Origin of the sequence: Brevundimonas sp. TWP1-3, from assembly GCF_049896085.1 — a bacterium.
GTDB lineage: Bacteria > Pseudomonadota > Alphaproteobacteria > Caulobacterales > Caulobacteraceae > Brevundimonas.
Window position 1 is genome coordinate 2,385,518 of the sequence record NZ_JAFCTP010000001.1, and the last position, 14,784, is coordinate 2,400,301.

Annotated in this window: 8 protein-coding genes; 3 read left to right on the forward strand and 5 right to left on the reverse strand. The window is 61.5% G+C overall.

Going from position 1 to position 14,784, the window contains the following annotated elements; all coding sequences use genetic code 11:
* Positions 1-28: 28 nt before the first annotated feature.
* Positions 29-1,279 carry a glycosyltransferase gene (locus tag ACP693_RS11885; protein ID WP_426016653.1) on the reverse strand — a complete coding sequence of 417 codons (1,251 nt, stop codon included), beginning with the start codon at positions 1,277-1,279 and terminating at the stop codon, positions 29-31.
* 311 nt (positions 1,280-1,590) lie between these two features.
* Here ACP693_RS11885 and ACP693_RS11890 point away from each other — a divergent pair, with 311 nt between their 5' ends.
* The 3 genes from ACP693_RS11890 to ACP693_RS11900 all read left to right on the forward strand — a co-directional run bounded on the left by ACP693_RS11890 (position 1,591) and on the right by ACP693_RS11900 (position 8,138).
* Positions 1,591-4,884, forward strand: coding sequence for an autotransporter outer membrane beta-barrel domain-containing protein (locus ACP693_RS11890; RefSeq protein ID WP_426016651.1), 3,294 nt, complete (start codon positions 1,591-1,593; stop codon positions 4,882-4,884).
* 253 nt (positions 4,885-5,137) lie between these two features.
* Positions 5,138-5,677 carry a hypothetical protein gene (locus tag ACP693_RS11895; RefSeq protein ID WP_426016649.1) on the forward strand — a complete coding sequence of 180 codons (540 nt, stop codon included), beginning with the start codon at positions 5,138-5,140 and terminating at the stop codon, positions 5,675-5,677.
* 133 nt (positions 5,678-5,810) lie between these two features.
* Positions 5,811-8,138 (forward strand): sensor histidine kinase, encoded by a 2,328-nt coding sequence (locus tag ACP693_RS11900; protein WP_426016648.1) that lies wholly within the window; start codon positions 5,811-5,813, stop codon positions 8,136-8,138.
* A gap of 821 nt (positions 8,139-8,959) precedes the next feature.
* Here ACP693_RS11900 and ACP693_RS11905 read toward each other — a convergent pair.
* From ACP693_RS11905 to ACP693_RS11920, 4 genes are all read right to left on the reverse strand, one after another.
* Positions 8,960-10,324 carry a DNA cytosine methyltransferase gene (locus ACP693_RS11905; protein WP_426016646.1) on the reverse strand — a complete coding sequence of 455 codons (1,365 nt, stop codon included), beginning with the start codon at positions 10,322-10,324 and terminating at the stop codon, positions 8,960-8,962.
* Between the two features lie 246 nt (positions 10,325-10,570).
* Positions 10,571-11,137, reverse strand: a complete 567-nt coding sequence (locus tag ACP693_RS11910) for a recombinase family protein (protein ID WP_426016644.1) — start codon at positions 11,135-11,137, stop codon at positions 10,571-10,573.
* A 146-nt stretch (positions 11,138-11,283) separates the two neighbouring features.
* Entirely contained in the window at positions 11,284-12,300 is a 1,017-nt protein-coding gene (locus ACP693_RS11915; RefSeq protein ID WP_426016643.1) for a DUF4238 domain-containing protein, read from the reverse strand.
* Between the two features lie 464 nt (positions 12,301-12,764).
* A complete protein-coding gene (locus ACP693_RS11920; RefSeq protein WP_426016642.1) occupies positions 12,765-14,312 on the reverse strand; it encodes a primase-helicase family protein in 1,548 nt (515 codons plus the stop codon).
* Positions 14,313-14,784 lie beyond the last annotated feature (472 nt).

Consider the following 14,784-nt stretch of genomic DNA (forward strand, 5'->3'; position numbering starts at 1 on the left):
TGATCGCCGTGCGTCTGCACGCCCCCCGTCAATGCAGCGGCAGCGCCGTATCCGGGTTCACGAAGGCCGCCTCGCCCGTCAGCTCGCCGTATACCATGCACAGGTCCTCGAACACGCGGTTCCAGGCGAACTGGCTGACCGCCTTCTCGCGCGCCGCCCGACCGATGGCTTCAATGTCGCGGGCGAACAGGGCCTCAACCGCCTGGGCATAGTCGTCGGCGTCGGCGCTGACGGCCAACTGACCGACAGTCTCGTCCACCGTCTCGGCGACACCGCCCGCGTTGACCCCCACCACGGGTCGCCCGCACGCCATGGCCTCCAGCACGATCAGGCCGAACGGCTCCTTGTCGTTGGCGTGGACGAAGGCGTCGCAGCTCGCGATGATCTTGGCGACCGCCTTGGGATCGCTCTCATAAGGCATGGAGATGACGCGATCTTCCTCCGGCATCCCGGCGCCCGCGCCGACCAGCACCAGATAGTAGGGCGCGCCCAGCTTCTGGACCGCCTCGATCAGCACATCGACGTTCTTTTCCTTCGCGGGCCGTCCGGCGAAGCAAAGCAACCGGGCGTCCTCGCCTAGGCCCAGCTTGTTCAGCAGCCATTGGCGGTCCCGGCGTTCCGGCCGGAAGGTGTCGATCTCCACGCCCAAGGGACGGATGACGATATTGTCGACCCCGGCCTCCTCAAGCCGTCGCGCGATGAACCGGCTGGGCGACACCACCCGGTCGAACTGCGAAAACAGTTTGGCCCAGCGCTTCTCGACCGGCTTCTTGGCCCATTCGCCGAAGTGCAGAGCCGCCAGACCCGCAGGATCGGAGTGGCAGAAACCGACGACGGGGCATCCGACCCGCTGGCCGGCCTCCAGGGCGCCCTGCCCTGGCGTATAAGGATCGCCCGCCTCGATGATCGACGGCTTCATCGCCGCCACCCATGCGCTCCAACGCTTGACCGAGCTGGGCCAGCGATAGCCGTCCCCGAACGGCAGCTTGGTCGCCCGCAGTTGCACGATGCCGTCGGCGCGCGCCTTGTGCCGGGCGCCGGGCACGATCAGCGAATGGCTGACGCCGGGCCGGTTTGATTCGATCCAGGTCTTCTTCGACAGGATGTAGCGTTTCACCCCGCCCGAGCGCGGCGCATACAGCATGGTGGTGTCCACCAGGCGCGGCCGCTCGTCCATCGCCGCCGCCTTCAAGGCCCGCAAGGTATCGGCGACTTCCACGTCCAGCCCCGGAATCAGTCGGAGTTCGCTTTCCTGAACGTCGAGGTCTGTCATGCTCATGGGGTGTTCTCGCCTGGTCTGGGCTGTCGAACGCCGAAGGGGTTCGTTGGATGCGTCGCCGGGACGCGGCCTTTAGACCTCGTGACGGCCGTAAACCCGGTCGCGGCAAAGCTCAAGAGCGACGCGTTGCAAAACGCTCCGTATCCCCCGCAACGCTCGCGAACCGCAGAACACGGGTCCGTTCATAGGCAGGGTCGCCAGCAACTGCGGCCTTGTATTCGCCTCAAATTCGATAAACTTGGAAGGCTGGCGCGGACCCTGCTAAGGGATCGACCGTACCGTGATGCGTGACCACCAGGGGTTTCTACCGAATGCGTATTCTGCTCGCGACCGCCGTAGCGATCGCCCCCTTGATGGCCGCCGCCGGAGCTCAGGCCGAGATCGTCATCTCGACCGCGCGGACGACGCCGATCCAGACCTCCAATGCGACCGGCACGGCCGCCGATAACATCCGCATCGCCAGCGGCGGCAGCGTCGCCGTCGCCTCCGGCGCGGCAGTGACCTTGAACTCGAACAACACGGTCGATCTGGACAGCGGCAGCTCGATCACCATGGACAAGTCGGCCGACGGTTCGACGGGCATCCTGGTCAACGGCGGCAACACCGGCTCGGTCATCGTCGGCGGAACCATCACCGTCAACGACACGCAGGAAACGGCCGACATCAAGGATACGGACGGCGACGGCGACCTGGACGGTCCCTTCGCGACCGGAACCAACCGATATGGCGTGCGAGTGACCGGCGCGTCACCCTTCACCGGCAACATCCTGGTTGAAGGCACTGGAGCGATCGCGGTCGAGGGCAACAACTCCTACGGCCTGTCGGTCGAATCTGCGGTGAGCGGTAAGCTGCAGAGCCTGGGCACGGTACGCGCGACCGGCAATGACAGCACCGCCATCCGAACGACCGGCCCGGTCTCCGGCAATGTCGATCTCGCCGGCTCCATTTCGGCGCTCGGCGCCAATGCCACCGGCGTCTCCATCGAGGGCGACGTTGGCGGGGCGCTGAAGATCCATTCTTCGGTCGTCGCTACGGGCTACCGCTACACGACCCCTCCGTCCGTACGCCCCACCACGGGCACCTTCGACAACGCAACGACCCTATTCCTCGACGAACTGGACGCGGATGACTTGCTCCAAGGCGGGCCGGCCGTGCGCGTGGGCGCTAACGTCGCCGGCGGCGTCCTGCTAGACAAGGCTCTGGCCTATTCCGACGCGGGCATCGAGGGCGACGACGACAAGGACGGCGTCAAGAACGGCGACGAGGACGATGACGGCGACGGCGTCAAGAACCGCGACGACACGGACCGTGACGGCGACGGCATCCCGGACGCCAGCGAAACCGCTGCCTCGATCACCTCGCTGGGCGGCGCGCCGGCCCTGCTGATCGGCTCCACCACCAATGCCGTGACCCTGGGCGCCGTCGGCACGGGCGACGCGGCGTATGGCCTGATCAACCGTGGCACCATCATCGGTTCCGGACTGTATTCCGGCGTCGAATCCCGCGCGGTTCAACTCGGCGTAACAGGCGGCCAAGCGGTCAACGTGGTCGGCGGTGTCCGCAACGAAGGCGGCATCTCATCGACCGCCGTAGACGCCAACTCCACCGGCGTGTGGATTGGATCGGGTGTCACCGCTCCCACGATCAACAACTCGGGCGCCATCCAGGCCGTCGCCTCGGGCAGCAAGACCGAGAACGCCACGGCCATTCTGATCGGCGCCGGCGCGAACGTCGGATCGCTGACCAACACCGGCAACCTCGTGGCCTCGTTCGGCGGCAACCATGGCTCGGCCACTGTCATCCGCGACCAATCGGGTTCGCTGACCCAGCTCAACAACGCCGGATCGATCATCGGCTCACTGACGGCTAACAGCACGGACACGACCGCCGTCGATGGGACAGTCACGGCGATCGACCTGTCCGCCAACACGACCGGGATCACGCTGCGCCAGTACGGCGTCCTCGCCGCCTCGGACAGCACGGCGGTCGATACGGACAAGGACGGCGTGCCGGACGCCACCGAACCGGCCATCGTGGGCGCGATCAAGCTCGGCTCGGGCGCAGATACGCTCAACATCGAAAACGGCGTCGTCAATGGTGATATCGATTTCGGGGCCGGCGCGGACCGTCTGAACATCAGCGGCGGCGCTGTCGTCTCGGGCGCCATCGGGAACGCTGACGGCCTGTTGGACATCAACGTGTCCAAGGGCACGCTGGCCGCCACCCAGACGGGCGCGACGGCCATCTCCAACCTGAACATCGGCGCAGAAGGCACTTTGCTGGTGAATCTGGACCCAGCGAATGACCGCGCCGGCGGCTTCAATGTCAGCGGCAATGCGACCCTGGCGACCGGCTCGACCCTTGGCGTTCGCTTCGCGTCGCTCATTGATGGGCCCGAACGATTCAACATCATCACCGCCGGCACACTGAATGTGGGCCAGATCAACCAGACCCTACTGTCCGACAACTCGCCTTATCTTTATGTTGTGGAAGGCGGCGTTGCGGGCAACACCGTCTATGTCGATGCGCGCCGCCGCACCGCAACGGAAGCCGGCCTGATCCAAGTCGAAGCCTCCGCCTACGACGCCGTGTACGGCGCGCTGGGGTCCAACGAGACGCTTCGCAACCTCTTCCTGTCGCAGACCTCGCGCGATGGCTTCGTTGACGCCTATGAGCAGATGCTGCCCGACCATTCCGGCGGTCCGCTGATGTCGCTGTCGGCCGGCGTGGACGCGGTCACCCGCGCCCTCACGGGTCGCAACGCCGTCGCTGCGCCCGGCGAAACCAGCGCCTGGGTGCAGGAGATCAACTTCTACGCCGACAAGGACAAGACCGATTCTTACGGCTTCCGCTCGGAAGGCTTCGGCGTCGCGGGCGGTGTGGAGAAAGGCTCCAGCCTGGGCGCTTTCGGCATCACGGCCGCCTTCACCTCGTCCGACATCAAGGACCCCGAGGCCGAGGCCGAAGAGGTGCTGTCGGCCAACCTGCTGGAACTGGGCCTCTACTGGCGCGCCCAAGGTCAGTACTGGACGACCTGGGCTCGTGCAGCCGGCGGTTACGCCTCCTTCACCGCAGACCGCTCTCTGGTCGCCAGCGGCGTCTATCTGAACAACAAGTCCGACTGGCATGGCTGGACAGCGGCGGTCGCCGGCGGCGCTTCGTATGAGCGCAACTTCGGTCGCCTGAACGTTCGCCCCGAAATCTACGGCGAGTATTTCAGCCTGTCCGAAGGCGCCCGCAGCGAGACCGGCGGCGGCGACGGCTTCGACCTCGACATCGATTCGCGCGACAGCCACATCTTCTCGGCGGTGGCCGCCATGAACATCGGCTACGGCTTCGGTCGTAACGGCTGGGTCCGTCCCGAACTGCGCATAGGCTATCGCCAGAACATCTCCGTGGACGCCGGCGAGACCATCGCCCGCTTCGCCAGCGGCGGCCCCGACTTCATCCTGTCGCCGGACGCCGTCGAGGGCGGCGGACCGATCCTGGGCTTCCGTCTGAACTTCGGCAACGAACTAGGCATGCTGTCGGTCACCGGCGACGCCGAACTGCTGGAAGACTACGTCCGATACTCGCTGCTGCTGCGAGCCAGCTTCCGCTTCTGATCGAAAGCGAGCGCCAGAAACACGAAAGGCCGCCGGAGCGATCCGGCGGCCTTTTTGTTTGGTAGGCGGCGACGGGTGCGAGCCGATTCAGGTATGCACCCACGCCGGTGGGGCTGAATTGGTTCAATTACAATGCTTTAGCTGCAACGCGAATGCGAGCCTACACGCGGCCGATGCCCCTTTATGCCCCCGCGTTCTTCCGGGCTACAGACAAGCGCTACCCCGACCTCGCCAAGCCCGCTACGGTTGTTAAATGACCACCTCCATCCCGCATTTGATTCAGTTTATCCCGCCCTCGGAAGCTTCTGTCGCCATGCACGAGGCCGGGCACGCAGCAGCATCTCTAGTGTTTCAGGTCGCGCCTGAGTTCATGGAGATCATCGAACAGCCAACCCTTCACGGACGGAATCGTATTTCTGGTGTCAGCTCACAACAAGAGCGCAGGCTGATAGCTGTCGCTGGGTACGCGGTTGAAGTGGCCCTATTTGCAGCGGGGCGGTTGACCGATCGGTCAGGCGTAATCCTCACCGAACAGCAGTTCATCCAGCAGGCACTCGGGAAGAACGCCGCTGCCGACAAGATTCCCTTTCACGACGAAAATCGAGCTGGACCTGATGGAGGCTGGTCGAAAGACGACGACGCTAAGTTCGCAGCCTCCGGGGCAGCCTTGAGCGAAGCAATACCACTTGATCGTGTGACGGCGCTGGCGACCGCGTTGGTTCTCGAACGGGTGGTTCCTGCCGCGCGAATAGCTGAGATTTGGAACGCGTTTCTGCCCGACGCCCCGACCTGAAGCCGTGACGGCCGAACCTGCCAAAAATCCAAAACGGCCGCCCGGCTCCAGCAGCAAACGTGGCGCGCTTATGAATGACTGGTGAAAATCGACGATTGTTCGTGGCCACCGGAAAGTGCGGTATGCGATAGCGATGACGACTTCCGAATCCTTCCGAGTCAGCTCCCACCTCAAGGACATCATCGGGCGAGACCTGGTGACGAACGAGTTCGTCGCGATCTTCGAACTCGTTAAAAACTCCTTCGACGCCGGGGCTACGCGCGTCGATATCGAGTTCGACCCAAGTGAGAGGTCGATAAAGATCGTCGATGACGGTCGCGGCATGACGTCATCCGACATACGCGACAAATGGCTGTTCGTGGCCTACTCGGAGAAGGCGCTCGCAACGCCAGACAACTATCGCGACAAGATAAGACCAGCGGGTCAGTTTGCAGGTAGCAAAGGCATCGGCCGGTTCGCATGCGACACGCTGGGGAAACGCCTTGAGCTATACAGCCGCGCTCAGGGTTCGGACTCGATCGAGAAGTTGGATATCGACTGGACCCTATTCGAAAGGGACAGCATCGAAGAGTTTCAAGAAGTTGATGTGAAGCTCGGCTCGGCGTCGGCGTTCCCAATCGTGCACAACGCCAATGAGCCCGAAGCCCACGGGACTGTGCTCGTTATTCGGGATACGCGGCAAGAATGGGACGAGGACGCGGTACGCCGACTGCGGCGCGACCTCGCTAAGCTGATCGATCCCTTCGGCACCACGAGTCATGTCGCTGTCTGCACATGGTTTCTGGACGGATCGACCCAGAGGATAGAGGGCGTCGATGGTCCCGTAGGCAACGAGATTTCAGACCTCTTGCGCGAGAAGACAAGTCGCATTGAGGTCGCGATCGAAGGCGGCTTCATCGAGACGACCCTCTTCGATCGGGGTCGGAAGATTTATACGATCAGAGAGCCTTCACCGTATGAAGAACTTGCTGACTGCCTAGTCGAGGGGCAAGTCTATTTCCTAAACAGATCGGCCAAGCAGACTTTCACGCTGCGTATGGGGGTGCGCCCGGTCGAGTTCGGAAGCGTATTCCTTTTCCTGAACCGCTTCCGAATATTCCCAATCGGAGACGAGCTTGACGACACGCTGGGGCTGAACCGAAGAAAGCAACAAGGACAATCGCGCTATCTCGGTACGCGTGACATCATCGGCCGGGTGGATGTGACGGCGCGACCAAAAATGTTCCGCGAGGTATCCAGCCGAGACTCAGGACTTGTCGAGGATGCCCGGACACGTGCGCTGTACGAAGCGATCCGGCGACACATGATTTTCCGCCTTGAACGCTATGTCGTTGGTGTCAACTGGAAGGACAAGCGCGATCAGGATCGCGACACTTCCGAAGGCCTGGAAACCGACCGGGCCCGCGACCGCATTCTTGGTATCGTGGGTGCGCTCGCGCGCTCAAAGGACGTGGAAGTCCTCTACTATGACAAAGAGATAGTCCGCGTCTCGGACGATCCTGATCAGGTCACTGATGCTGCACTCAAGGCTGTATCCGATCTGGCTGAGAGTCGTGGCGATACGTCACTGCTCCGGCAAGTCGAGGAGGCGAGGCAACGCGTTGAGGAACTTAAGGCATCTCGCGAGGAAGCCCGCGAAGACGCCAAGCGCGCGATAGAAGAGAGAGCGCAGGCTGATGCCCGGATCGCCAGGCTCGAACAGCAGGCAGCCTTCCTCGGGAGCAGTCGTGACGTCGATGTAGAACGCGTTCAATTGCTTATGCACCAGGCCGCAATCCATCTGGGCCACGTCCGATCGGCGATCGCAAACGCGGCGCACGAGGCGCGTAACGTTCTCGATGCTGCGGTCCTTCCGGAAGGATTGGATGACCTGGACGATGTAGAGGATGTGCTCGCATCCATCCGCCAATCCGCGCGCCGTGTCTCGGCGTCCATCGCCGGAGCGAGCCTTTCTGGCGATCGCCTGCGCACGGTCCTGTCGTTCGCGCCGAACATTCGTGTCGATTTGCAGACTGACAAGGTTCATGGGGACTTGCTCCAATTCCTCACCGAATATTTTGAAGTACGTCTTTCAGGCGTGCCGGGTATGCCCCTCTCCTCATTCGACGCAGCGGGACAGACCCTTGAGCGAGAATTTTCGCCCGTTGATATCGCCGTGCTCGTAGACAATCTGCTGGATAACGCCAGGAAGGCAAAGGCGAGGAAAGTCGAGTTCGTGGCGAGCCGCAAGGGACAGGGTTCTGTCCTAATCAAGGTCAGCGATGACGGTGTTGGCATCGATGACCGAAAGGTCGATTCCTCCAAAATTTTCGAACGGGGTTATAGCGGTTCGAGCAACGGCACGGGACTCGGTCTGTACAGCGTGCGCCAAATTCTTGAGGGCATGGACGCAACGATCGAGCTGGTTGGCGATGGTACGCGCGCGGATTTCGAGATCGTGATCCCCGGAGATGACGCATGAACCTTGATCTCGGCATCCTATGGATCGAGGACTCATTCAGCGAACAGGAAGAAGAAGCTCTGCGTCGCAGAGTACAGGAAGCGGGTTTTGTAGCCCGCATCGAGACAATACCCAATAGCGAGGGCATAGAGGCCCTCGCACGCGGGCATCAACTGTACCATCTCTACGATCTAATCTTGCTCGACTATCGCCTCAAAGACGAAAACGGCGATGAGCTCGCGCCCAAAATTCGTGGGCTTTTCCCATCGACGACGATCCTCTTCTATTCCGGCAGCGCGCAGGAGGGAGAGCTGCGCCGTAAGATCGCCGACAAGGAAGTGGAGGGCGTATATTGCAGCGCTCGCGAACGCTTTATCGACCGGGCAGGTGCGCTTATCGACCAGACAGCCCGATCGCTCGATAGGCTATCTGGGATGCGAGGGTTGGCGATGAGGGTGGTCGCAGAGTGCGACGAACTGATGAGGGTCGCCGTGATGTCGATGGCGGCCCGTGACTCAGCCTGTGAAGGAAAGTCCTCCGATCTAGACGAGGATGTCTTGCAGTTCATGGCGGACGTCAAACATGCCTACGAAGCGGCCGTGCTCGGCGATCTGGTAGCGCGACTGGAAACGCGAGCTGTCGATAGTGCCAAGTTGTTCAAGCACTTTCGGAGGCTCACTAAGATTGCGGCAACCTCGCCGGAAGCGTTTGGTCTGAGTGCGGAACAGGTCGATCGCCTGCGTGAGTTGCGTAAGGCCAGCGCCCAATACGATCAGAACGTTCTCGCGAAACGCAACATTCTCGGGCACGTTGTCGAAGTAAAAGGCGAGAACGGTTGGGTTCTACAAGGCAGCGACGACATCAATATCGGCGACTTCGCCGACATCCGTCGAACGTTCGCGGCTCATATCGATGCGCTCAGGGATATGATGCGTCTGGTCACTCTGCTGGACGGTCAACAGACCGACTAGCATTTCCCCAAGCGCCTCGGCGAGAAGCGGAGGCACAGCATTACCAACTTGCGTGAATTTTGGACAAGCATCGCGTCTGCGGCTTCCGCCACTGGTGTAGGGACCACTAAACGCAAACCAGTCGGGGAAGGATTGCAGTCGTGCGTGTTCCCGAACGGTCATAGCTCGTGGTTTCGAATAGTGTACGAAATCGTCCGGCAACGTGCTGATCGTTGGAGATGGGGCATTCGGGTCCAATGGCGTCGTCGAACGCTTCTTGATGCCTAGCCGATCCCGATCGGCGGGCCGAAGGCACACTCCCCTTTCGCAGTTGTCTAAGATGTCTTGCATACGTTTGACCAACATCGGGGCGTGGCGGGGAAGTCTTAGGTCGCCAGGTTCGACGCTGCTCTCAGCCCTCATCAGCTCTTGATAGCGAGATTTTGCGGCAGGCGAGCGCGCCAGCTTTCTGAAGCCTAGGTGGGCCCAGTCTTCATCAAAAGACAGTCCTGTTTCATCAGATTCGAAATCTGAGATCGCATCGCGGGCGCTGGTGTGGCCAGGACCCAGCCCGCGATTCGACAAGAAGGCCTTTCTTGCGACCCGCAGGCGTTGCAGCGGATCAATACCAGGCAGGGTACCTTTACGTGCGGCCACAAGCACAAAGCGGGGCCTGCGTTGTGGAACGCCCCAATCGGCTGCACGCAGAACGCCCGCCCACGTCTCGTAGCCCATTTCCTGCAACTTGCGTTCGACGTATTCGCTGTAGGTACCGCCTGTGCGATGCTTCATCGAGCGGAAGCCAACGACGTTTTCGAGCAGGACTAGTTTCGGCCGAACAAGATCGACGTAATCCAGATAGACCTCCACCATCTGGCTGCGAGGATCATCAGGCTTGCGGAGGCCATTCATGCTGAAGCCTTGGCAAGGGGGGCCGCCAGCAATTAGATCGACTTTGCCCCGTAGTTCAACGAGCTGACCCTTGTGGTTCGCGAGGACGTCTTGGGCCTGCCATGCGCGCTGTTCGAGCCACTCCGGCCACTGGTGCTGCCGCTCGGAATTTTCGAGCAGATTGGCTTTGTAGGTGGCGAAGGCGTCCGCATGGGCTTCGACTGCGAACAGCGTCGAGAACCCGGCAGCCCCAAGACCCAGCGACAGGCCGCCACAACCAGCAAAAAGATCAATACAGATTGGTCGCATGCAATCCATATTGCATGCTGGAAGAGCCATGTCCAGGACGTCATCGTCACCGCGCACTGAGATGGCTCCGCCTGCGAAATATCGATTCAAAATTTTTCAGAAAACCGAATCTTGGAATCGAAACGCCTAGATGGATTCCTGAGGCGATGTTGTTACGAAGAACAGCTTCGCAACGACAAAAGTGGTCTGCGTACGGTCAATTTATTGGCGTTGCCCCAGGCGCCGGCACCTTAACAGATTGTTAAGGGGGGCCGACGGGTCCCCCCCGTCTGTCATTCCTTGGTGGCTAAGATCGAAGCCGGATTATCTCGCCGCTTCTAATCCGCCCATAACCCGGTAAACAGACGCGCGCCCCACGCGCAGCCGTCGCGCTATCTCTGTTGCGCCCAGGCCTTCAGCTCTGAGGCGAGCAATCTCGATAGGATCGATCTTCGCCGGGCGGCCAGTATAGCGCCCCTCGGCCTTGGCCTTTTCGATCCCAGCGCGCTGGCGTTCGGCGCGCAACGCCGTCTCGAATTCGGCGAATGCCGACAGCATGTTAAACAGCAGTTTCCCCGTTGTCGTCGTCGTGTCGATCCCATGCTGATCCAGAACCCGGAAGCCGATGGCGCGCGACTCAAGGTCGGCGACGATGCGGCTGAGGTCGTTCACCGAACGGCCAAGCCGGTCCAGTTTAGTCACAAGAACGGTATCGCCGCGCCGCGCGTGTTTCAGACAGGCGGCTAGTTCGTCACGGCCCTCTGTCGTAGCCCCCGAACGTTTCTCGACGAACAGGTGGTCGTCCTCGACGCCTGCCGCCTTCAAAGCCTCAATCTGAATCTGAGTATCTTGCGAGATACTGGACGCACGCGCGTAACCCACCAAAGCCATCTGATCCTCCGTTGCGCCAGAACGGCACTGTCTCAAAAGGTCTATGCCCTGATTTGCAGGGTTTCAAGACATATTATGAGACGCGAGACTGCGGCTGTTGGGTTGGACAGCGAGACAGCCCATCCGGGTATACCCAAGCGAGACGGTCAGTCGCGCCACTTGCCCGGTCGGATCAGTTTCACCGGAGCCTCGCCTTCATTTTCGGATCGGTCGATTGCCTCTCCGACGTGTTTACTGGCCAGACGCCATATGCCATCCGACCGACGGTCTGCGTAGATGCATCGTTCTGCGAACCCGGCGCGCATCCGATTCAGGTGGCGGGTGGTCTCGCGGTTGGCTTTGATGCAGTCAGACATGTCGGGGTGCCAGTGCATCAAGAGCGCGACCGATGGCGACAGCGGCAACGTAACCTCCGCGTCCCGGCTTCCAAGCCCGCCGCGCATGAATCCAGGCCTGGCATTCGCGATGACCAGAGTGACCGGATTATCACTGGTCACGAACACCTCGCCCGGCGCAGCCGCGATGAGTGTCCAGTGCATCTGAAACATCAGCTTAGACGCGGTATCGAGGTTCGCCAGCGGCGCCATCGTGGCGTCCTTCCTCATGTGCAGTTCGTAGCGCGATGGGTTCGCCATGAATTCGCGCGTGTGGGCGCGTTCCTCTGGCGAAATGGGTTTACCCGCCTCGGCCTGCCGCCGGGCGAACGTCTCCCACGCCCCGTCGTGACCAAGCAGCAAATCAGCGGCGCGGGTAAGGAGGCGGCCCTCGAATTCGGCGAAGCGCTGCCGCGAGGTATCGGATCGAAGGTAGACCGACGCGACCAAGGCTGCGAAGGCGAGCCGGTCTTCATCCGACAGATCGGCGAGACTGAGAGCGCCCGACGCGACCGCCTTAAGGACAGGGACGCCGCAGCTCTCTAGCACCGCTAAGACGCTCTCCACGCGCGTATCACGGGTCCCGTCTGCGGCAACCACGCTGTAGAGGTCGGTTTCGACCGCTTCATTGAGCGGACGGCTACTACGCGGCCCGTCAGACGTGGGATCGTAAACCCAAAGCCTGTCATCGCCTCCGGTGAACTGGGCCAGATACGACTTAGGAACTCGGTGGTGCTTTTTGGGGCCTGCCATCGGCTGATGGCGGCCAAGAAAATCGTCGGTCGTCAAGTGTCGTTGTTCAGGTGCGCCTCTGGACGCGAGCGGTCCAGGCGGACTCACCTTAACCGTAACACTTACTGTACTATATTTCGGACTATTCCTGCTCCGTGATGGCTTCAGCCACGCCCGCTTTGGGAGGACGCTTCATAACAGACGAAACCAGTGCGACTGCGCCCAACCTAAACTCCAGGAGTCCAGGTTCTCCAACCATTTTGGCTGACCCCTACATTTACTCACCCGATTCCCACCACTCTTCAGAGGTCACGGCATCTTCACCTCTATTTCTCTCTTCTCTAGAAAAGCAGGAAAGAACCTGGACTCTGGGACTCTGGACAGGAATGTGTGTGGTGGCAGTGGTTTGCGGCGTCTCCGTAGCTGGTGCCGAACCGGGACACAGCCAGGACACCCAGACCGGTGTCCAGGTCCGGCAGAATTCGAACCTGGACACTTTTGCTTCGGATCGGCCGGGCTGCCTAGGTCGGGGCGCGGTGGACAGCGACGTCGTACATTTCAGCAGAAAGCGCCGGAGCCTCCCGAGGCATAGCCGCATCGAGATCCTCAGCGTCGGCTTCCGGCGACAACATAAGACCGGGGTAAGCGCCCTGCATGGACGCCAGTGCCTCGCGACGGCTCGGCAGTCGGTAACAGTTCACGCGGCCACGGAACGGAAAGGTCGCCTTGACCGAACTCAGGCTGTCACCCACGACCTTGCGCAGGAAGCGGCCTAGGCTCTCGGGCGACAGCGAACCGCCGTAGGCGCGGCAGTTCTGTTGATAGCTAGCCAGCAGGTGGGCGCGCGCGATGACCAGCGGCGCATCGAGCGACCATTCCGCGTCAGCGTCGGCCACGGCTCCTTCAGGCAGGCGTTCGTAAGGTACAACACCGGTGGTCAAGATGGACGCCCACCACCGTTCGTCCGACTTCAGCGACAGGCGGACTTGATCCGCCAGGGCCGCAGTCTTGGGCGGCTTCGACCAGTCTCGGTTGCGCAGATCGCGGGCGCAGAGATCGGCGAGCAACGTCTTGAAGCCGCCCGCCTCCAGTTCCGCCCACATGTCGGCGAAAAACTTCGAGTCTCCCTTACGGTGGTCGGCGACGTCGGCGACGACGAACCGCCGTTCGCCGGGGCCGGAGGGCACTACGTGCTCGGCGTTAGCGGTCATCACCAGTCGGAAGTACGCGGGCTGCATGGTGGTGGCGCCATGCTTCTCTTCGACGGGCAAACGCGGCGACGTCACCAGAGACTTGAGCCGCGCCTCCGACGCCAGATCACCGGCAAAGTACGCCTCCTCCACGACCAGAAGCATGGCGTGAGCGAAGGTTTCGCCTGCGAAGCGTCCGGTCAGGCCCACGGCGGAATCGATGACGGGGCAGTAACGCTCGCCGATCAGCTTCGCCAGGACGTTGGAGAAGGTGGACTTTCCGGAGCCTTTTGATCCACGCAGAATCAGCATAACAGGCGGACGCTTCGTGGGGTTCTTGAAGATGTCGGCCATGAAATCCCAAAGCCACGCCGCCAGGACAGGATCACCACCGGCGAGGTTCTCGTTGACGTGCTCCTTGAACAAGTCGTAGCCGCTGGAGAAAGCGGGCTTGTAGGCGAACCCCTGGAAAGTGTTGAAGGCGCCATCCGGCAGTCCAACAGCTTGACCGCTGGGCCGGTACGGCAGGAACACCTTCTCGCTGTACTGACGACGGTCGGACTGACAGGCCCACCACCGGAACAGCGGCACCGGCTTGGCGACCGGGACCTTCTTGCCTTCGTTGACTTCCCAGCCGACGATCAAAACAGTCTCGTGAGCGAGGATCGTTGCCATATCGTGGAACGAGTAGAACGCCAGTTGACGATCCGTTCTATCGAGGAAGCGAACCTTCCCACCCAGCTTTATCTGCGCAATACGCTTATTGGCATAGTCCATTGCCTTCATCTGACTATCAGCAATCTGATAATGAAGATTTGGATATTTTGCCTTGATTTTCTCAAGGGGAGACTTTGCTCCCATATTATCTGTGTTGCTCATTTTTACTTTACGCGCCTGCGCCGTCTCAGCGACAGGAACTCCTCTATATTCGTAAATGACTGGCTGGCGGTCGGCCACGCCGGGGTTGACGCCATCGGATAAGGCCGAGGACCTGCGAGCACGGTGGTCATCTGCGCCTGCTCGGATCAATATCGCTCCAGCACTTGCACCTGCGTATTCCCTTGACTATAGTATTTCTGCATCGTTTTTGAGCGAGCGCGGCAAGACTTGAGTAGAGTCACGTTTCACGACTAAAGTGACTCCTACGGGTTCTTGAAAAAGCGCTATTGAGGTCAGTGGCATTCGCCTTGCGAGCCGAGCGGGGCGGCTGGTAGACAGCCTTGCCGGGCGCCACACCAGCGACCCAAGCCTCCTCTGGGGCCCCTTCGGGGGGCGGGGGGGGGGGGGGGGGGGGGGGGGGGGGGGGGGGGGGGGGGGGGGGGGGGGGGGGGGGGGGGGGGGGGGGGGGGGG